The organism is Amycolatopsis sp. cmx-8-4, from assembly GCF_046548675.1.
Taxonomy (GTDB): Bacteria; Actinomycetota; Actinomycetes; order Mycobacteriales; family Pseudonocardiaceae; genus Amycolatopsis.
The window spans coordinates 103244-121518 of record NZ_JAEBDZ010000001.1 but is presented as its reverse complement, the minus strand read 5'-3'; the positions used below and the strand labels follow the sequence as shown (position 1 = coordinate 121518).

18 protein-coding genes are annotated in these 18275 nt (G+C 70.3%); 7 read left to right on the top strand and 11 right to left on the bottom strand.

What is annotated here, in order from left to right; all coding sequences use genetic code 11:
* The first annotated feature begins 13 nt into the window (after positions 1-13).
* Positions 14-1081 carry an NADH:flavin oxidoreductase/NADH oxidase gene (locus ACLJQZ_RS00635; RefSeq protein WP_410617968.1) on the top strand — a complete coding sequence of 356 codons (1068 nt, stop codon included), beginning with the start codon at positions 14-16 and terminating at the stop codon, positions 1079-1081.
* A 320-nt stretch (positions 1082-1401) separates the two neighbouring features.
* Complete coding sequence (locus tag ACLJQZ_RS00630; protein ID WP_410617967.1) at positions 1402-2790, top strand: glutamate decarboxylase; 1389 nt, start codon at positions 1402-1404, stop codon at positions 2788-2790.
* A gap of 328 nt (positions 2791-3118) precedes the next feature.
* Here the strand turns inward: ACLJQZ_RS00630 and ACLJQZ_RS00625 are convergent, their stop codons facing one another.
* The 3 genes from ACLJQZ_RS00625 to ACLJQZ_RS00615 all read right to left on the bottom strand — a co-directional run bounded on the left by ACLJQZ_RS00625 (position 3119) and on the right by ACLJQZ_RS00615 (position 4757).
* The gene (locus ACLJQZ_RS00625; RefSeq protein ID WP_326945017.1) at positions 3119-3595 is read right to left on the bottom strand and encodes a DNA starvation/stationary phase protection protein; all 477 of its coding nucleotides are present in this window, start codon (positions 3593-3595) and stop codon (positions 3119-3121) included.
* Between the two features lie 31 nt (positions 3596-3626).
* Entirely contained in the window at positions 3627-4049 is a 423-nt protein-coding gene (locus tag ACLJQZ_RS00620) for an organic hydroperoxide resistance protein (RefSeq protein ID WP_410617966.1), read from the bottom strand.
* Positions 4050-4184: 135 nt separating this feature from the next.
* Positions 4185-4757 (bottom strand): NADPH-dependent FMN reductase, encoded by a 573-nt coding sequence (locus ACLJQZ_RS00615; RefSeq protein WP_410617964.1) that lies wholly within the window; start codon positions 4755-4757, stop codon positions 4185-4187.
* A 137-nt stretch (positions 4758-4894) separates the two neighbouring features.
* Between ACLJQZ_RS00615 and ACLJQZ_RS00610 the strand changes: the two genes are divergently transcribed.
* Positions 4895-5947: an alpha/beta hydrolase gene (locus tag ACLJQZ_RS00610; protein ID WP_410617963.1), complete on the top strand. Its 1053-nt coding sequence runs from the start codon at positions 4895-4897 to the stop codon at positions 5945-5947.
* A gap of 114 nt (positions 5948-6061) precedes the next feature.
* Here ACLJQZ_RS00610 and ACLJQZ_RS00605 read toward each other — a convergent pair whose 3' ends face one another.
* From ACLJQZ_RS00605 to ACLJQZ_RS00595, 3 genes are all read right to left on the bottom strand, one after another.
* Positions 6062-6592 carry a hypothetical protein gene (locus tag ACLJQZ_RS00605; protein WP_326956752.1) on the bottom strand — a complete coding sequence of 177 codons (531 nt, stop codon included), beginning with the start codon at positions 6590-6592 and terminating at the stop codon, positions 6062-6064.
* 398 nt (positions 6593-6990) lie between these two features.
* A complete protein-coding gene (locus ACLJQZ_RS00600) occupies positions 6991-7587 on the bottom strand; it encodes a TetR family transcriptional regulator (RefSeq protein WP_247058911.1) in 597 nt (198 codons plus the stop codon).
* Positions 7568-9094 carry a DHA2 family efflux MFS transporter permease subunit gene (locus ACLJQZ_RS00595; protein WP_410617961.1) on the bottom strand — a complete coding sequence of 509 codons (1527 nt, stop codon included), beginning with the start codon at positions 9092-9094 and terminating at the stop codon, positions 7568-7570. The genes ACLJQZ_RS00600 and ACLJQZ_RS00595 overlap by 20 nt, the downstream gene beginning before the upstream one ends.
* Before the next feature lie 175 nt (positions 9095-9269).
* On the opposite strand from ACLJQZ_RS00595, the gene ACLJQZ_RS00590 reads away from it, so the two are divergent.
* On the top strand, positions 9270-10415 hold the full coding sequence (locus tag ACLJQZ_RS00590) for an MFS transporter (RefSeq protein WP_410618569.1): 1146 nt from the start codon (positions 9270-9272) through the stop codon (positions 10413-10415).
* A gap of 53 nt (positions 10416-10468) precedes the next feature.
* Here the strand turns inward: ACLJQZ_RS00590 and ACLJQZ_RS00585 are convergent, their stop codons facing one another.
* Positions 10469-10849, bottom strand: a complete 381-nt coding sequence (locus ACLJQZ_RS00585) for a hypothetical protein (RefSeq protein WP_410617959.1) — start codon at positions 10847-10849, stop codon at positions 10469-10471.
* Positions 10850-10866: 17 nt separating this feature from the next.
* Positions 10867-12057, bottom strand: coding sequence for an RtcB family protein (locus tag ACLJQZ_RS00580; protein ID WP_410617957.1), 1191 nt, complete (start codon positions 12055-12057; stop codon positions 10867-10869).
* Positions 12058-12155: 98 nt separating this feature from the next.
* On the opposite strand from ACLJQZ_RS00580, the gene ACLJQZ_RS00575 reads away from it, so the two are divergent.
* The gene (locus tag ACLJQZ_RS00575) at positions 12156-13139 is read left to right on the top strand and encodes a DUF4034 domain-containing protein (RefSeq protein WP_410617956.1); all 984 of its coding nucleotides are present in this window, start codon (positions 12156-12158) and stop codon (positions 13137-13139) included.
* Positions 13140-13178: 39 nt separating this feature from the next.
* Here the strand turns inward: ACLJQZ_RS00575 and ACLJQZ_RS00570 are convergent, their stop codons facing one another.
* Together ACLJQZ_RS00570 and ACLJQZ_RS00565 are read right to left on the bottom strand one after the other, a co-directional pair.
* Positions 13179-14216 (bottom strand): aspartate-semialdehyde dehydrogenase, encoded by a 1038-nt coding sequence (locus ACLJQZ_RS00570; RefSeq protein ID WP_410617954.1) that lies wholly within the window; start codon positions 14214-14216, stop codon positions 13179-13181.
* Positions 14216-15481, bottom strand: a complete 1266-nt coding sequence (locus ACLJQZ_RS00565) for an aspartate kinase (protein WP_326945025.1) — start codon at positions 15479-15481, stop codon at positions 14216-14218. Before ACLJQZ_RS00565 ends, ACLJQZ_RS00570 begins: the two co-directional genes overlap by 1 nt.
* Before the next feature lie 283 nt (positions 15482-15764).
* Here ACLJQZ_RS00565 and ACLJQZ_RS00560 point away from each other — a divergent pair, with 283 nt between their 5' ends.
* Both ACLJQZ_RS00560 and ACLJQZ_RS00555 read left to right on the top strand, forming a co-directional pair.
* Positions 15765-16355: a nitroreductase family protein gene (locus tag ACLJQZ_RS00560; RefSeq protein ID WP_410617952.1), complete on the top strand. Its 591-nt coding sequence runs from the start codon at positions 15765-15767 to the stop codon at positions 16353-16355.
* A 123-nt stretch (positions 16356-16478) separates the two neighbouring features.
* Positions 16479-17654 (top strand): Fic family protein, encoded by a 1176-nt coding sequence (locus ACLJQZ_RS00555; RefSeq protein ID WP_410617951.1) that lies wholly within the window; start codon positions 16479-16481, stop codon positions 17652-17654.
* 6 nt (positions 17655-17660) lie between these two features.
* Here ACLJQZ_RS00555 and ACLJQZ_RS00550 read toward each other — a convergent pair whose 3' ends face one another.
* Positions 17661-18041, bottom strand: a complete 381-nt coding sequence (locus ACLJQZ_RS00550; RefSeq protein ID WP_410617949.1) for a hypothetical protein — start codon at positions 18039-18041, stop codon at positions 17661-17663.
* Positions 18042-18275 lie beyond the last annotated feature (234 nt).

The following is an 18275-nucleotide window of genomic DNA, read 5'->3' as shown; positions in this document are numbered from 1 at the left end:
CGTTGATCGGGATGTGAGCCGACTCTTCAGCCCGATCACCGTCCGCGGCCTGACGCTGCCGAACCGCGCGTGGGTGTCCCCGATGTGCCAGTACTCCGCGACCGACGGCCTGCCAGGCGACTGGCACCTCGTCCACCTGGGCCAGTTCGCCACCGGCGGCGCCGGCCTGGTGCTGACCGAAGCGACGGCTGTCACCCCCGAGGGCCGGATCAGCCCGCAGGACACCGGCATCTGGAGCGAGGCGCACGCCGACGCGTGGCGCCGGGTCGTCGGCTTCGTGCACGCCCAGGGCACGTCGATCGGCATGCAGCTGGCCCACGCCGGCCGCAAGGGATCGACGAAGCGCCCGTGGGACGGCTCGGGCAGCGTCGCCGCTTCGGACGGCGGCTGGCAGAGCGTCGGCGCCGACGACCGGCCGTTCGGCTCGTACGACCCCGCGCGGCCGCTTTCGACGGACGAGGTGAGCGCCCTGCCGGCGGCGTTCGCCGCGGGCGCCCGCCGTGCGCTGGACGCCGGGTTCGACCTGCTGGAGCTGCACTTCGCGCACGGCTACCTGGTGCACCAGTTCCTGTCCCCGCTGTCCAACTCGCGCACGGACCGCTACGGCGGCGACTTCGAGGGCCGCACCCGGCTGGCGCTGGAGATCACCGACGCGGTGCGCGCCGAAGTGGGCTCATCGGTGCCGCTGTTCGCGCGCTTGTCGTCGTCGGACTGGACCGAGGGCGGCTGGACGATCGAGGACTCGGTGCGTCTCACGAAGCTGCTGGCCGAGCACGGCGTCGACCTGGTCGACGCGTCCTCGGGCGGCAACACCCCGAACCCGGACATCCCGGTCGGACCGGGCTACCAGGTCCCGTTCGCCGCCCGGATCCGCACCGAAACGGGCCTGCCGACGGGCGCGGTGGGCATGATCACGGACCCGGAGCAGGCGGAGGAAATCGTGGCGTCGGGCTCGGCGGACGCGGTGTTCCTGGCCCGCGCCCTGCTGCGCGACCCGCACTGGCCGCTGCGCGCGGCGAACGTCCTGGGCGCCGACGTGCCGTGGCCGAACCAGTACGCCCGGGCCAAGTCCTGGCACTGACCCGCAACCCACGGGCTCGAGCCCGTCTCCCACGTGACTGGACTCGTATCCCACGTGATCGAGGCCGGAACCCACGTGTCTTGACCCGTATCCCACGTGATTGGGGACGGAACTCGCGAATTCCGGCTTCAATCACGCGAGTTCCGGGCCCAGTCACGTGACTTCCGGGTCCAGACACGCGGGTTCCGGCTCTGATCACGTGGGTTCCGGGGCCGTGGCGGGACTGACTTTTGCCGCGAAAGGTCGGTTACGGTCTCTTTCGTACCCGGACCGACCGTTCGCGCACGCGGCTGCCGGCGGATGGCGCTACCGTCGGTTTCATGGTTCTGCACCAGGGAAAAACCGACCTTCCGGACCGCGTCGGCGGCACGAATCCGATGTACGCCGGAACGAACCCGGCGCTCGCGGCGGGCTTCGTCATGCCACACGACAAGCTGCTCGACACGCCCGTGCCACCGGACACGGCGCTGCAGCTCGTGCGCGACGAGCTGATGCTCGACGGCAACGCGCGGCTGAACCTCGCCACGTTCGTCACGACGTGGATGGAGCCGCAAGCGCGTGAGCTGATGGCCGAGTGCGTCGACAAGAACATGATCGACAAGGACGAGTACCCGCAGACCGCCGAGCTGGAGCGGCGCTGCGTGAACATCCTCGCCGACCTGTGGCACGCCCCGGACCTCGCCGACATCATGGGCTGCTCGACGACCGGGTCGTCCGAGGCCTGCATGCTCGCCGGGATGGCGTTGAAGCGGCGCTGGTCCAAGCTGGGCCGCACCGGGAAGCCGAACCTGGTGATGGGCGTGAACGTCCAGGTGTGCTGGGAGAAGTTCTGCGAGTACTGGGAGGTCGAGCCGCGGCTGGTGCCGATGGAGGGCGACCGGTACCACCTCTCCGCCGAGGAGGCGGTGGCGCGCTGCGACGAGAACACGATCGGCGTGGTGGCGATCCTCGGCTCGACGTTCGACGGCAGCTACGAGCCGGTGGCGGAGATCTCGGCGGCGCTCGACGCGCTGCAGGAGCGCGCGGGCTGGGACATCCCGGTGCACGTCGACGGCGCGTCGGGCGCGATGATCGCGCCGTTCCTCGACCCCGAGCTGGAGTGGGACTTCCGGCTGCCGCGGGTCGCGTCGATCAACACGTCCGGCCACAAGTACGGGCTGGTGTACCCGGGTGTGGGCTGGGTGATCTGGCGGAACAAGGAGGCGCTGCCGTCGGAGCTGGTGTTCAACGTGAACTACCTGGGCGGCGACATGCCGACGTTCGCGCTGAACTTCTCCCGCCCGGGCGCGGAGGTCGCGGCCCAGTACTACACGTTCGTGCGACTCGGCCGCGAGGGATTCCGCGCGGTGCAACAGGCATCACGTGACGTGGCGACCCACTTGTCGGCCGGTATCGCCGACCTCGGCCCGTTCGAGCTGCTGACCCGCGGCGACCAGCTGCCGGTGTTCGCGGTCACCACCCGTCCGGACGTGAACTTCGACGTCTTCGACGTGTCCCGCCGGCTGCGCGAGCGCGGCTGGCTGGTGCCGGCGTACACATTCCCGGACAACCGCACGGACCTGGCGGTGCTCCGGATCGTGGTCCGCAACGGCTTCACGCACGACCTGGCGGACCTGCTGCTGGCCGACCTGGCCCGGGTGGTCCCGGAGCTGGAGAAGGAAGGAGGCCGCCCCAAGGACCCGGCCAAGGCGACGGCGTTCCACCACTGAGCGCGCGAACGGCCGGCCCGCAGTCGAGTCGGTGAGCCACGCGACCGGGTCGCGGGTCGAGCGCAAACGTGGCGACCGCAGCCGGGTCGAGCGCAAGCGTGGCGACCGCTGCGGTGGTCCACGCGACCGGGTCGCGGCTCAGGCCACAACCCGCCGCGGTGTTCGGCGGGGAGCCGCGACCGTTCGGCGCCGAGTTGCTCAACCGGTGCGGTCCTTACGCCGGCGGCCACGCTGCGGGCGACCGGTTGCGGTGGCCACGCGACGGCGCTCCACCACTGAGCGCGCGAACGGCCGGCTCCCGGAGGAACCGGCCGTTCGCGAGACGGGGTCAGGCCTGCTGGGCCTGCCACATCCAGTGCGCCTCTTCGAGAGCGCGGGTGATCTCGATCAGCAGGTCCTGCGTCACGAGGTCGCTCTTGTCGGTCTCGTCGATGCGCTTGCGCAGCCGCTCGATGAGGGCCGAGAGGATGTCGACGATCGCACCGACGGTCGACTCGACCGACTGCCAGTTGTCCGGGTAGTCGGGCACGCCGGAGCTCTCGACGACGGTCTTCGCCTTGCCGTTCGGCGAGACGCCGATGGCGTTCGCCCGCTCGGCGACCTGGTCGACGTACTCGCGCGCGGTGGTCACGAGCTCGTCGAGCTGCAGGTGCGCGCTGCGGAAGTTCGCGCCGACGACGTTCCAGTGCGCCTGCTTGGCGATGAGGGAGAGGTCGACCAGGTCCACCAGCGTCGCCTGGAGGGCGTTGCCGGTGATCTCCTTGTCGGCCTCGGCCAGCGGGCTCTTGATCGGGGACTTGGCCATGCTTGATCCTTTCCTGGAAGCCGGAGCGGGATCAGACGGTCGCGGAGAGCGCGACCTCGATGTTCCCGCGGGTGGCGTTGGAGTAGGGGCAGACCTGGTGGGCCTGCTCGACCAGCCGGTCGGCCTGGGCCTGCTCGACACCCGGCAGCGACACCTTCAGCGCGACGCCGAGACCGAACCCGACGTCCTGCTTGAGCACGCTGACCTCGGCCGTGACGGTCGTGTCGTGCAGCGGCACCTTGGCCTGACGCGCGACCAGCTGCAGCGCGCTGTGGAAGCACGCCGAGTAGCCGGCGGCGAAGAGCTGTTCGGGGTTCGTCTTGTCCCCGCCCGGGCCACCCATCTCCTTCGGGATGGCCAACGACTCGTCGATGACGCCGTCGGACGAGGTGACCTCGCCGTTGCGGCCGTCTCCGCGTGCCGTCGCCACCGCGGTGTAGATCGCCTGACCCATGCTTCGCCTGCCTTCTTTCGGGGACGCTCCGCGTCGAGCGTCTCACTGGGTACAACATCCCGCACCCGCGGAACAGTGCCCCTACATGGCAGGCATCACGTGCTTCGGTTACCCGGCACCGGCCGGGCGAAACGCTCAGGAGTGGCGCGACACCGCGAACTCGGCGACCTGACGGCCGATCAGCCGCAGCGTGCGGCTGCTCTTCTCGTCGGACGCGCCGCCGCCGTCGTCGAACTTGGTCTCGGCCGAATTGATCGAACCGCCCAGCGGCGTGGCCCAGCCGCGCAGCGCGTGCGTGATCGTGCGCAGCTGCTCGAGCGTGGTGACCGCGGCCTGCCAGCCGTACGCGACGGCGGCGAGGCCGACAGCGCGGCCGTCGAGGTAGGGGCGGGCGTCGTCGCGGAGGTCCTCGACGTAGTCCAAGGCGTTCTTGACCAGACCGGACAGCGCGCCGTGGTAGCCCGGCGAGACGACGATCAGGCCGTCGGCGTGGCGGACGGCGTCGACGAGCTGCTCCGCGCGTTCGTCGCGCGCCGGCTCGCCCGCGTCGTAGAAGGGCAGCACCAGGTCCGGGCCGGAGAGCAGCCGCGTCCGGACGCCGACTTCCGCCGCGGCGGCGAGCGCGATCTGCAACGCGCGTTCGGACTGCGAGCCCTCGCGCAGAGAGCCGCCGATCCCGAGCACATTGACCGTCTTGGCTGAAGTCACGCTTTCCAGGCTAACCCCTCCACTTATGTGGAGGACCAGACTTTGGGACGGAGGTCCCGGTCACAGCCGGTGCCCCACTGGACCAGTTATCTACTGACAAGTAACGTCTGGGCGGCACCGATGCACAGGAGGCAACGATGGCGATCCCGCTCCCGGTCCGCGTCCAGGCCGCCGCGTCCCAGCTCGTGTTCTGGCTACCCGAGCCGGTCCGGCGGGCGGTGGCCGGGCGCCCGGTGCACCTCGACGGCCAGGACCTCGCCCTCGACGCCCAGCTGCTGCTGCGGCTGCAGAAGCTCTCCGGCGCGGAGCTGGTCCAAGGCTCGGTCGACAGCTCCCGCGCCCTGCTCGACGTCGGCCGGCACCTGGTGAGCGGCAAGTCGATCGAGCCCGTCTCGGTGCGCGAACTCTCCGTGCCGACCCCGGACGGCGATCTCCCGGCGACGCTCTACACGCCGGTCGGGCTGCCGGAGAAGTCGCCGCTGCTGGTGTTCTTCCACGGCGGCGGCTGGGTGATCGGCACCCGCGCCAGCCACGACAACGCCGTCCGCTTCCTGGCCAAGCACGCCGGGGTGCGGGTGCTGTCGATCGAGTACCGGCTGGCCCCGGAGTTCCCGTTCCCGGCGGCCGCCGACGACGCGCTGGCCGCGTTCGACTTCGCGCACGCCAAGGCGGGCGACCTCGGCGCCGACCCGGCCCGCATCGCGGTCGGCGGCGACAGCGCGGGCGGCAACCTCGCCGCGGTGACGGCCCAGCAGGCCGTCAAGCGCGGCGGCCCGGCGCCGGCGTTCCAGCTGCTGATCTACCCGGCCACCGACTTCGCGCAGCGCTACCGCTCGCAGGACCTGTTCGCCGAGAACCTGTTCCTGACCGACGTGCACATGAAGTGGTTCGAGGGCCACTACGTGCCGAAGGGCAGCGACCTGACCGACCCGCGCCTCTCCCCGCTGCGCGCCGACGACCTGAGCGGCCTCCCGCCGGCCCTGGTCGTGACGGCGGGCTTCGACCCGCTGCGCGACGAAGGCGAGGCGTACGCGAAGAAGCTCGCCGACGCCGGGGTCGAGGTGGCGTTGCGCCGGCACGAGGACCTGATCCACGGGTTCATCAACTTCACGGGCGTGGGCACGAGGTTCCGCGAAGCCCTCGCCGAGACGGCGGGAGCGTTGCGCCAGGGTCTGTCCATTCGCGACTGACGTGGGACCGGATCAGTCCACTGAGGACTGACCGGCGCCCCGGGAAACGACCCGGAGCCCGGCGCGGAGGAATGTCCGCCGCCGGGCTCCGGGTCCCCCTGTTTCTCCGATAGCTCAGCCCGCGGGCAGTGGCGGTACCGGCAACGGCAGCGGCGGCACCGGGAGCCCGCCGAGCAGGCCGCCGAGGATGCCCGTTACCGCGCCCAGCAGCGCCTTCACCAGGTCACTGACGATCTTCAGCGGTCCCGGCAGGTCCGGCAGCGAAGGGATCGGCAGCGGCAACGGCGGCAGCTGGCGCGCCTTGGCCGTCGGGTCGGTCAGCAGCCGGACGGACTCGTCCGCGCGGCCCTTGGCCAGCCCGGCGAGCTGCTGGGTGTCGGTCTGGATCGTGTAGCGCTTTCCGGCGGCGATGTCCGACATCACCGGGCTCATCTGCCCCAGGTCGGACCGGGTCGCGCCGACGTTGCCCGCGTAAGCCACCTTGGTCAGGTCGTCACGCATCTGCAGAACCTGTGCGGCGAGGGCCTGGGTGCTGGAGGAACCCTTGCCCCCGTCCGGGCTCGCCGCGGCGACACCGGCCGTCGCGACTGCCAGCAGACTGCCGGCGGCTACCAGGGCGATGGACCGCCCGAACTTGCCTTTCATACCTTTTACCTCCTGGCCTCGGGAGACCTGACGGGTTAAAGCGATACCCGCCGTATCGGAGATAAGCCACCCTCTCACCGGTTGGTGACGTTTTCCAACCCTTACGTGCCGGATGCGGAAACGGCGAACTCGCCCGCAATTGATTAACGCCGAAACCTTGCCAATACCCCTGAAGATCATCCGAACCGATCCCGTTTGTCACCAGGGGTCACGACCGTCCACTATGGAACAGTTCGGCCACTCGTTCGAGCGTAACCGGTGATCTATTGGCTTCATCACTCCGTAGGACCGCGTGTCGCGACTGCTCCAGAAGGGCGCCCCCCACGCTCGCACCGCCACCCACAAAGGTGCGCCGAAAACGCCGTTCCCCGTGGTGGGAGCACGAACCGGAAAATGCTTCAGAGCGGGAGGCCCGCCTCCAGATGTGCGAAGGCCTCGTCGAGCGAGTTCAGGAGCAGGTCCGGGTCGCCGCCGGCGGTGTAGAACGCCGCGAGCACGACGCCGACCACGGCGCCCGCCCAGTTGCGCACCTCGAAGTCGGTCGCGGACCGGCCGGCGCGGCGGGCCGCGAGGTCGGCGAGCAGGTCGATGCCGGCGCCGTACTGCTCCAGCATCGGGGCGCGCAGCTCCGGCTCGTTGAACACCAGCAGCTGCCGCTCGCGCTCGTCCTGCCAGGCGTCTTCCGGGAGCGCCTCGTAGACGTCGCGCAACGTCGCCCGCAGCGCGCCGATCAAGCTCAGCTCGGGCGGCTGGGCCAGCGCGGCCTCGACCATCATCGGGTCGAGGGCGTCGTAGAGGACCGTCGCCTCCTTCGTCGGGAAGTACCGGAAGAAGGTGCTCGGCGAGATCTCCGCCGCGGCCGCGATCTGGTCGACCGTCGTGGCCGTGTAGCCCTGTTCCCGGAACAGCCGCAACGCGTGCCGCTGGATCGCGGCCCGCGTCTTGGCCTTCTTGCGCTCTCGCAACCCCGTGGGCTCAGCCGGCGACGACGTCATGCTCCGATTCTCGCGGCTCGGTCCCGGCGGCCGCGCGTCCGGGCAGGAAGATCGCCGCCAGCAGCGCACCGGCTACGCCGAGCCCGGCGCAGACCCACAGCGTCGCGGCCATGCCGTCGGCGAACGCGGCCCGCGCGGAATCGGCCAGCGCGGGCAGGTGCAGCTTCTCCGCGACGGCGACCGCGGCGGATGCGCTCCCGCGGACCGCGCCGGCCACCGGCGCGGGCAGCCCCGCGACGGCGACGCCGTCGCGGTAGACGCCATTGAGGACCGTGCCGAGCACCGCGACGCCGATGGTGCCGCCGACCTGGCGCAGTACCTGGATCAACGCCGAACCCGCGCCCGAGCGGCCCTCGGTCAGCGCGCCCATCGCCATCGACATCAGCGGCGGCAGGGTGCACCCGGTGCCGAGGCCGATCACGCTCTCCCAGCCGAGAGTCAGGCCGTACCCGGCCGCGGCCGGCGCCGTCGCACCCCAGCCCAGACCCGCCGCGAGCAGCACGAACCCGCCGGCGACGACCACGCGGACGCCGGACGCCGCGACCAGCCGCTCGGCGATCTTCGCCGAGACCAGCATCCCGCCGATCGGCGGCAGCAGCCGCACCCCGGTCTGCAGCGCGTCGGCGCCCTGCACCGCCTGGAACAGCTGCGGCAGCACGAACAGCAGGCCCATCAACGCGAACGACGCGACGGTCGCGAGCACCGCGCCCCAGACGAACCGCGGCTCCCGGAACAGCGCGAGGTCGGCGAGCGGCGCGGCCACCCGCGTCTGCTCCCGGACGAACACCGCGAGCAGCACGGCGCCGAGCCCGATCAGCCCGTACGTCACCGGGTTGGCCCAGCCATGCTCGCCCGCGTGGACGAAGCCGTAGGTGAGCGCGACGAGCCCGGCCGCCGACAGCGCGATGCCGACGTAGTCGATCCCGCCATGGCCGGAGCCGCGGGTGAACGGCACCAGGAACAGCACCGCGACCAGGCCGACGACCGTCAGCGGGACGTTGATCAGGAACACCGAACCCCAGGCGAAGTGGTCGAGCAGCCAGCCACCGAGCAGCGGGCCGAGCGGGATGCCGACGAACGTCGCCAGCACCCACGTCGTCAGCGCCCGCGCCCGCTCCTCCGGCGGGAAGAGGATGTTCAGCAGCGAGAGCGACAGCGGGATCAGGAACGCGGCGCCCACGCCGAGCAGGACCCGGGCGGCGATCAGTTCGCCGGGCGAACCGGCGAAAGCGCACCACAGCGACGCCGGCCCGAACACCGCGAGCGCGCCGAGCAGCAGCTTCTTCGGGCCGAACCGGTCGCCCAGCAGACCTGCCGGCAGCAGCAGCGCGGCCAGCGCCAGCGTGTAGGCGTTGCCGAACCACTGCAGCTGCGTGGTCGTGGCGCCGAGGTCGACGGCCAGGGTCGGCACGGCGACGTTCAGCACGGTCAGGTCCAGGCCGACGGTCAGCAGGCTCACCGCGAGCGCCCCGAGCGCCCACCACCTGCGCGGATACAGCTGATTCATAGTGACCCCCACTTGGTAGTGACTACCAAATGAGAGTAGCTCTCACAATGTCCGGGCGCCAGGTCCGGGAAATAAGTTGCACGCGCGTACCACCTTGGGTTCTCATCGAGGCGTGCCTCTGCAGCCCTACCGCCGGGTGCTCTCCGTCCCCCGCGTCCCCTCGACGATGGCCATGATGTTCCTGGCCCGGCTGCCGATGACCATGAACGGCGTCCTGCTGACGCTGTACGTCGTCACCGGGCTCGGCCGCGGCTACGGCGCCGCCGGGCTGGTCGGCGCCGGCGTCACGCTCGGGATGGCCCTCGGGGCGCCGCTGCTCGGCCGCGCCTTCGACAAGTACGGGCTGCGCCCGATCGTCGCCGTCTGCGGCACCGGCACCACGGCGTTCTGGATCCTCGCGCCGCACCTGCCGTTCGAAGCGCTCGCCGCGGTCGCCGTCCCGGCCGGGATGCTCTCGGTGCCCGCGGGCTCGCTGGCCCGGCAGGTGCTGGCCACGCTCGTCCCGGTCGAGGAGCGCCGGGCGGCGTACTCGCTCGACACCATCTCGATCGAGGCGACGTTCATGATCGGCCCCGCGGCCGGGATCGCGGCGATCACCGCGTTCTCACCGACGTGGACGCTCAGCGCGCTCGGCGTGCTGTTCGGCGGCACGGCGTTCCTGATCTGGCTGGTGAACCCGCCGATCCGCGACGCCGCCGACCTGGGGGTGACCGCAGCCCGGCCGCCGCTGCGCAGCTGGCTGACCGGCAGGCTGGTGGGCACGCTGATGGTCGCCGCGGGCGCGTTGTTCGTGCTCGTCGGCACCGAGCTGGCGACGCTCGCGACCCTGCGCGCGCACGGCGACATCGGCGTGACCGGGCTGGTGATCGCGGTGATGTGCGCCGCGTCGATCACCGGCGGCATCGTGCACGGCTCGGTGAAGCGGTCGCTGCCCCAGGGCGTGCTGATGCTGCTGCTCGCGCTGCTGGTGGTGCCCGTGGGGCTCGCCGAACAGCCGTGGTGGCTGCTGACGCTCGTGCTGATCCCGACGAACCTGGTCTGCGCGCCGACGCTGGCCGCGACCACCGAGACGGTCAGCCGGCTCGCGCCACCGCGGGTGCGCGGCGAGGCGATGGGGCTGATGGACGGGTTCACCCGGCTCGGCCTCGCGGCGGGCAGCCCGGTGGTCGGCTTCGCGATCGACCACTCGAGCCCGGCCTGGGGCTTCGCCGCGGCCGGCATCGGCGGGCTGGTGATCGCGTCGGCGGGCCTGTTCGGGGTGCGACGCCGGCCTCGCACCCCCGACCCGGCGCCGGTACCCGCGCTCGCCGAGACCCGCTGACGCCGTCGTGAGTGGTAATGCGGGTTCTAACCCGCATTACCACTCACGACCGGTCAGCTGCAGGCGGTGCGCAGCGCGTCGAGCTTGCCGACGTTGCGCTTGGCCCACCGGGCCACGACGCCGGCGTCCTCGATGTGTTCCTTCTGCACCTCGACGTAGGAGTCGGCCATGCCGAGGAGCGCGTTCTTGACGTCCTGGTCGGCGACGTTCCCGGCCAGTGCGCGCAGCCGCTGCGCCTTGTCCGCGGCCCGTTCCTTGAGCCGCTGCGGGTCGACGAGCGGATTCAGGTCCGCCAGCCCGAGCGCCTCGGCGCAGGCGCCGACCTTGTCCGCGGTCCTGCTGCCCTGGTCGACCGCGTCGCTGACCTGATCGCACCCGCTCAGCAGCAGTGCGGCCCCGGCCAGCAACGCGGCCGTCCTCCCCCAACTGGTCATATCACCCAAGGTACCGCTCAGCCCTTGACGCAGACCACCTGCTTGAGGTGGGCGACGACCTCGACCAGGTCGGTCTGGGCCTTGATGACCGAGTCGATGTCCTTGTACGCCGCCGGGATCTCGTCGACGACGCCCGAGTCCTTGCGGCATTCGACGCCCGCCGTCTGCGCCGCCAGGTCGTCCGCGGTGTAGAGCTTCTTCGCCTTGGTCCGCGACATCCGGCGGCCGGCACCGTGCGACGCCGACTGGAACGACGACTCGTTGCCGAGCCCGCGCACGATGTACGAACCGGTCCCCATGCTGCCCGGGATGATCCCCAGGTCACCCGAGCCGGCGCGGATCGCGCCCTTGCGGGTGACGAGCAGCTCGACGCCGTCGTAGGTCTCTTCGGCGACGTAGTTGTGGTGGCACGAGATCGCGTCGTCGAAGGTCGTGCCCGGCACGACGTCCGCCAGCGCCAGCTTCACGAGCGCGACCATCGTGGCGCGGTTGCGCGCCGCGTAGTCCTGCGCCCAGAACAGGTCGCGCCGGTAGGCCTGCATCTCCGGGGTGCCCGCGACGAACACCGCGAGGTCCCGGTCGGGCAGGTCGGCGTTGTGCGGCAGCTTCCGCGCGACGGCCATGTGCCGCTCCGCGAGCTCCTTGCCGATGTTGCGCGAACCCGAGTGCAGCATCAGCCAGACGCGGCCTTCGTCGGCGCCGCCCTGCTCGAGGCAGACCTCGATGAAGTGGTTGCCGCCACCGAGGCTCCCGATCTGCCGCGCGGCCCGGTCGTGCAGCTCCTGGACGCCGGTGTGCAGCTCGCCGAAGCCCTTCCAGAACGCGTCCCAGCCGCCGACGCCGTGCACCTTCGCCGGGTTCACCGGCGTCTTGTGCAGCCCGAACCCGACCGGCACGGTGTTCTCGATGCGCCGGCGCAGCTTCCCGAGGTCGTCGGGCAGGTCCGCGGCGGTCAGCGACGTCCGCACGGCACTCATCCCGCACCCGATGTCCACGCCGACCGCGGCCGGCGAAACGGCGTCACGCATCGCGATGACGCTGCCGACGGTCGCCCCCTTGCCGTAGTGCACGTCGGGCATCACGGCGACCCCGTGCACCCACGGCAGGTTCGCGACGTTGTGCAGCTGCCGCATGGCCTGCTCTTCGACGGACGCGGGATCGGCCCACATCCGGATCGGCACGCGGGCACCGTCGACTGCCGTGTACATGATTTCCTCCCCTGGAAATGGTTACGGGACTTAGAATCCCCCCTGACAGGGAATCGGACAAGGCGATTTCCGATCGTCCACTGTGGAGGAGAACGGACATGGGCCTGCTACCCGGCCCCGCGGCCGCTGCCCGGGGGATGGTTCCGGACGCCGGGCTCAGCGCCGAGCCGCACTTCGACGAGCCCGGTCTCGCCGCCGCCGTCTCCGCCGCCCTCGCCGGTGACTGGCACCCCGCGGCCACCCTCGTCGCCGCCCTGAACGGTGACTGGGACCGGCGCACCGCCGTCGTCGACGCCCTCGCCAAGACGGCCACCACCGAACGCCAATGGCTGCGGGACTGGCTCGCCGAGCGGGAAGACGATCCCGACGCCGTTGTCGTGCAGGCGCAGACCTTCGTCGCCCTGGCCTGGCAGCGGCGGGGCAGCGCCGCCGCCAGGCACACCAGTCGTCAGCAGTTCGCGCCGTTCGTGCAGCTGCTGGAGCACGCCGAAGCCGCCGCTTGGCGGGCGGCCGAACTCGCTGAGGCGGATCCGACGCCGTGGGCGACCCTCGTCTCCGTCGCCACCGGGCTCAACGTCCGCTACCAGCCCTTCGACGGGATCTGGTCCGGCCTCCTCGTCCGCGCGCCCGCGCACCGGCCCGGGCACGAGCGCGCCCTGCGCTACTGGTGCCCGAAATGGCACGGCACCGAAGAGCGGCTGCTCGACTTCGCGACCGGTGCCGCGGCCATGGCGCCGTCGTTGACGCCGTTGCCCTTGCGAGCCGCGTTCGAAATGGCCATGGAGGGCAACCCGATCTGGCGTAGCCGGTACGTCCAGGAGGCTCTCGAAACGGCCATGCCCTGGTTGGACGGCGAAGGCGCCGAGCACCCCGCTACCCGGGAAGACCGCGGCTACGCGATCTACGCACTGCACCACAACGGCCGCCACGACGAAGCCGTCGCCCAGTTCCGGCGGCTCGGCGGGCACGCCGACGGCTACGTCTGGAACTTCGACACCGACGTCAAGCGATCCGCGAACCCCGTGAAGCAGTTCGCCACCCTGCGCGCGCGAGCCTGCCGGAACGCGACCCGAGACGCGTGAAGGCCCCCTCGACGACCGAGGGGGCCTTCGACGTCGGACCTACTGCTGCGCGATCAGCTCCGCGATCTGCACCGCGTTCAGCGCCGCGCCCTTGCGCAGGTTGTCGTTCGCGATGAACAACGCGAGCCCGCGGCCGCCCCCGACGCCCTGGTCGACGCGGATGCGGCCGACGTAGCTCGGGTCGTTGCCCGCCGCCTGCAGCGGGGTCGGGATGTCGGACAGCTCGACGCCCGGCGCGTGGGCCAGCAGCTGCGTCGCGCGCTCGACCGTCAGCGGCTGCGCGAACTCCGCGTTGACCGAGATCGAGTGCCCCGAGAACACCGGGACCCGCACGCAGGTGCAGGACACGCCCAGCCCCGGGATGCTCAGGATCTTGCGGCTCTCGTTGCGGAACTTCTTCTCCTCGTCCGTCTCGAGCTCACCGTCGTCCACAATGGACCCCGCCATCGGCAGGACGTTGAACGCGATCGGGCGGACGTACTTGTTCGGCGCGGGGAAGGCGATCGCCGCGCCGTCGTGCGTCAGCAGCGCCGCGTGCTCGGCGCCGGCCTTCACCTGACCGGCCAGCTCGTCGACGCCGGCCAGCCCGCTGCCCGACACCGCCTGGTAGGTCGACGCGACCAGCCGGACCAGGCCGGCCTCGTCGTGCAGCGGCTTGAGCACCGGCATCGCGGCCATGGTCGTGCAGTTGGGGTTCGCGATGATCCCCTTCCGCGCTTCCTTGATGGCCTCGGGGTTGACCTCGCTGACGACCAGCGGCACGTCCGGGTCCATCCGGAACGCCGAGGAGTTGTCGATCACCGTGACGCCGGCGTCGGCGAACCGCGGCGCCTGCGCCTTCGACGTCGAGCCACCCGCGGAGAACAGCGCGATGTCCAACCCGGACGGGTCCGCCGTGGACGCGTCTTCGATCGTGATTTCGCTGTCGCGCCAAGGGAGTTTCGACCCCGCCGAGCGCGCCGAAGCGAAGTACCGGAGCTCGGCGATCGGGAACTCCCGCTCCGCCAGCAGCTTGCGCATCACCGCGCCGACCTGGCCGGTCGCGCCGACCACCCCGACCCGCAGCCCGTCGGCCATCAGCGACCACTCCCCGCGTAGACCACGGCTTCTTCGTCGCCACCGAGCTCGAACGCGGCGTGGATCGCGCGCACGGCGTCGTCGAGCTGGGCGTCCCGGATCAGCACCGAGATGCGGATCTCCGAGGTGTTGATGATCTCGATGTTGACGCCGGAGGAGGCCAGCGCCTCGCAGAACGTCGCCGTGACACCCGGGTGCGACCGCATCCCGGCGCCGACCAGCGAGACCTTGCCGACGTGGTCGTCGTAGAGCACGGACTCGAAGCCGATCTCGGCCTTGACCTTCTCCAGCTCCTTGACGGCCTTGGCGCCGTTGGCCTTCGACAGCGTGAAGGTGATGTCGGTGCGGCCGGAGACGGTGCTCGACACGTTCTGCAGCACCATGTCGATGTCGATCTCGGCGTCGGCGATCACCCGGAAGATCCGGGCCGCCGCACCGGCGTGGTCCGGCACCCCGGTGACCGTGATCTTGGCCTCGGAGCGGTCGTGCGCGACACCGGTGATCAGCGCTTGTTCCACGGGGATCTCCTCGATAGAACCGGTCACCGTGGTGCCCGGCTTGTCACTGTAGGAAGAACGGACTCGGATCGGGACGCCGTAGCGGCGCGCGTACTCGACCGACCGCAGGTGCAGGATCTTCGACCCGCTGGCGGCCAGCTCCAGCATCTCCTCGTAGGGGATGACGTCGAGCTTCTTCGCGTCCGGCACGATGCGCGGGTCCGCGGAGTACACACCGTCCACATCGGAGTAGATCTCGCAGACGTCGGCGTTCAGCGCGGCGGCCAGCGCGACGGCGGTGGTGTCCGAACCGCCGCGGCCCAGCGTGGTGATGTCCTTGGTGTCCTGCGCGACGCCCTGGAACCCCGCCACCAGCGCGACGTAACCCTGCTCGAGGGCCTCGGTGACCCGGCTCGGGGTGACGTCGATGATGCGCGCGTTGCCGTGCACGGACGTCGTGACGACGCCGGCCTGCGAGCCGGTGAACGACCACGCCTCGGCCCCCTGGGCCGCGATGGCCATGGCGACCAGCGAGTTCGAGATGCGCTCACCCGCGGTGAGCAGCATGTCCATCTCCCGCTCCGGCGGCGCCGGGTTGACCTGCTGCGCCAGGTCGAGCAGCTCGTCGGTGGTGTCACCCATCGCCGAGCAGACCACGACGACGTCGTTGCCGGCCTTCTTGGTGGCGACGATCCGTTCCGCGACGCGCTTGATCCGGTCGGCACTTTCCAGCGACGATCCGCCGTACTTCTGGACCACGAGGGCCACGCCCGAACCTCCTCGACGGGCCGGGTCTGCTCCCTGGTGGGCACCGGAGAGCCCCCGCGTCCCATAGTTGAGAAGGAGCCTACCGGGGGTTCAGCGGCCTGCCACACCATCGAGTGGTGCCGGCCACCGGTCCGGGGCAGCGCGGAAGTAAATCTTCCGTAACACCAAGGAAATGCGCGGAGCCCTTCCTTCCGAGTGATGCAGCGCACTCCTCGGTACCTCCATCCATGCCCCCGCCACCGCCCTCAGCGGAGGCGCTTCGCGCCGCTGTAGCTTTTCGATCGTGCGCAAACCAGCTGTGACGAGCATCCCGATCGCCTCCCTGATGGCCGAGCGCTGGAGCCCGCGGGCCTACGACGCGTCTGCTGTTGTCACCCCGGACCAGCTGCGAGCCCTCCTGGAGGCGGCCCGCTGGGCACCGTCGTTCGGCAACACCCAGCCGGCGCGGTACCTGGTGGGCGTCCGCGGCACCCCGGCGTTCGACGCGATCCTGGCGACGCTCAACTCGGGCAACCAGGCGTGGGCCCGGCGGGCGAGCCTCCTGCTGATCGGCGTCATGGTGACGACGAACGCGAAGGGCGACGTCCCCTACACGGAGTACGGGCTCGGGCTGGCTTCGGAGAACCTCGTGCTGCAGGCGGTGGAGCTGGGGCTGATCGCCCACCAGATGGCGGGCTTCTCGGCGGAGGCGGTCCAGTCGACGTTCTCGCTGCCCGCGGACGCGGTACCGAAGGTGGCGATCGCGGTCGGTTCGCCCGCGCACCCGGACGTCCTGGAGGAGGACTGGCGGATCGAGCGCGAGCGGGCGGACCGGGTCCGGATCCCGCTGGAGGAGTTCGCGTTCACCGAAAAGTGGGGCAACCCGGCGCTCTAGGCGCCGCTCTGACAGGCGCCGAATTTCAAGACTTGAGCCCGAACCTTGAAGTTCGAGGCCGAGACTGCAAGAACCCTTAGATGTCGCCGACAGAACGAAAGCTTCATGCGCTAAACTTTAAAAGTGCAGGTAGAGACGTTCAGCAAGTCACCCGTCGGCCGGCTGGAGCCGATCAGCGGCGTGGACGGCCGGACCAAACAGGCCTACAACCACTTCGCCTTCGTACCCGCTCCGCTCCCGACTGTAGTCGACCTGTCGCCCGGCACCTACAAGTTCATCAGCGAGGCCGATCGCGCGCTGGGCGTACTGGACGCCCTGACCGACCGGCTACCCAACCCCGACCTCCTGGTACGACCGTCACTGACCCGGGAAGCCGTCAGCACCTCGGCGCTCGAAGGAACCTTCGCCCCCTACGCCGATGTGCTGGAAGCTCAGTACACCGAAAGTCACCATCCGACGGCAGAGGTGCAGGAGGTGCAGAACTACGTCCAAGCGGCTTTCGCCGGCCTCGACCTCATCAAGAAACTGCCGATCTGCCTGCAAGTGGTGTCGAGGCTTCAACAGATACTGGTGACGGGGACACGCGGCGACGCCTACGACGCCGGCCGGCTCCGAGAGCGACTCGTCTGCATCGGAGACCGGGGCCGAGGAATCGAACGGTCAAGGTTCGTCCCACCACCCAATGGCGACGTGCTGCGCGACGGCGTGAGCGACTGGGAAAAGTGGATAAACGCCGATCAGGAGATGCCGGTACTGGTGAAAGTGGCCCTTGGCCACTACCAGTTCGAAACACTGCATCCGTTCAGCGACGGAAACGGCCGGATCGGCCGGCTGATCATCACCCTGCAGCTCATCGAAGAGCACGTGTTGAAACACCCCGTGCTGAACCTGTCCCCCTGGCTGGAACCCCGTCGTGACGACTACATCGACCACCTGCTCACCGTGAGCAGGACGGGGAACTTCGACCCGTGGGTCCGGTTCTTCGCCGAAGCCGTGAAAGCACGCGCTCTGGCGGCCGCGGAAACCATCCGGAGCCTGATGGCGTTCTCCCAGGAAGTCATCGAAACGATGAAGGACGCGGGCGCGCGCGGCAGCGTCCACGACCTGGCGGTGACCATCATCGGATACCCGATGATGACCATTCCGAAGGTGCAGGCCGACCTCGGCGTGTCCTATCCGACCGCCGCCAGTGCGATCAGGAAACTGGAGGAAGCCGGGTTCCTCCGCGAGGTCACCGGGGGGAACTACGGGCGCCGGTACATCTGCGACCGGGTGTACGACGAACTCGCCGAGAGCTAGGCCGGCTCAGGAAGCGCCGCCCGCCCGGCGGATCACCTTCGCCAGGATTCCCGAGACCACGAGCCAGAAGACCGCCGCGATGCCGAAGTTCACCAGAACCCGCAGCTTGGCGTCGGTGGGTGTGAACAGGTCGCTGAAGCCCAGCGCCAAGCCGTCCGCCCAGGAGTGGACGAACGAGACGATGCCGTTGTCCGGGTTGGCCGAGCCGACCGTGAAGATCACGTGGATCACCAGGATCGCGGCGAAGACCAAGCCCACCCAACGGACGATCGACGCCACCGCGTTGGCCACCTTGCCCCCGGCGCGGCGCCAGTCGACGGGTGCCCGGCGGGCGACGCGCGTCTCCGTGTCCTCCGAAGACGCCGACGACTCTGCGTGTTCAGCCATGCCCGCAGTTTCGCACGGCACTGGGCCGATTGCTACCCGCTGGTAACTCGGATGGCGGATGAGAAGTAACGGTTGGATCGCGACCTCACTTCCCCCCGGCCTGGCTCGATGGTTATGGTGGGGGCGTGGCGCGTGCTCTCCTGCTTCGCTGCCGCGACGGGGCCTGACCGGACCGGCTCCCCGTCGCGGGGCTTCGTGGTGCCGGTCGTCCGCACCCGTTTTTCAGGAGAACCC

What these genes read in the sequence shown, in the direction of transcription:
- ACLJQZ_RS00630 (WP_410617967.1), top strand. Translation starts at nt 1,402, where the DNA reads ATGGTTCTGCACCAGGGAAAAACCGACCTTCCGGACCGCGTCGGCGGC.
- ACLJQZ_RS00625 (WP_326945017.1), bottom strand. Translation starts at nt 3,595, where the DNA reads ATGGCCAAGTCCCCGATCAAGAGCCCGCTGGCCGAGGCCGACAAGGAG.
- ACLJQZ_RS00620 (WP_410617966.1), bottom strand. Translation starts at nt 4,049, where the DNA reads ATGGGTCAGGCGATCTACACCGCGGTGGCGACGGCACGCGGAGACGGC.
- ACLJQZ_RS00610 (WP_410617963.1), top strand. Translation starts at nt 4,895, where the DNA reads ATGGCGATCCCGCTCCCGGTCCGCGTCCAGGCCGCCGCGTCCCAGCTC.
- ACLJQZ_RS00605 (WP_326956752.1), bottom strand. Translation starts at nt 6,592, where the DNA reads ATGAAAGGCAAGTTCGGGCGGTCCATCGCCCTGGTAGCCGCCGGCAGT.
- ACLJQZ_RS00600 (WP_247058911.1), bottom strand. Translation starts at nt 7,587, where the DNA reads ATGACGTCGTCGCCGGCTGAGCCCACGGGGTTGCGAGAGCGCAAGAAG.
- ACLJQZ_RS00595 (WP_410617961.1), bottom strand. Translation starts at nt 9,094, where the DNA reads ATGAATCAGCTGTATCCGCGCAGGTGGTGGGCGCTCGGGGCGCTCGCG.
- ACLJQZ_RS00590 (WP_410618569.1), top strand. Translation starts at nt 9,270, where the DNA reads ATGTTCCTGGCCCGGCTGCCGATGACCATGAACGGCGTCCTGCTGACG.
- ACLJQZ_RS00585 (WP_410617959.1), bottom strand. Translation starts at nt 10,849, where the DNA reads ATGACCAGTTGGGGGAGGACGGCCGCGTTGCTGGCCGGGGCCGCACTG.
- ACLJQZ_RS00580 (WP_410617957.1), bottom strand. Translation starts at nt 12,057, where the DNA reads ATGTACACGGCAGTCGACGGTGCCCGCGTGCCGATCCGGATGTGGGCC.
- ACLJQZ_RS00575 (WP_410617956.1), top strand. Translation starts at nt 12,156, where the DNA reads ATGGGCCTGCTACCCGGCCCCGCGGCCGCTGCCCGGGGGATGGTTCCG.
- ACLJQZ_RS00570 (WP_410617954.1), bottom strand. Translation starts at nt 14,216, where the DNA reads ATGGCCGACGGGCTGCGGGTCGGGGTGGTCGGCGCGACCGGCCAGGTC.
- ACLJQZ_RS00550 (WP_410617949.1), bottom strand. Translation starts at nt 18,041, where the DNA reads ATGGCTGAACACGCAGAGTCGTCGGCGTCTTCGGAGGACACGGAGACG.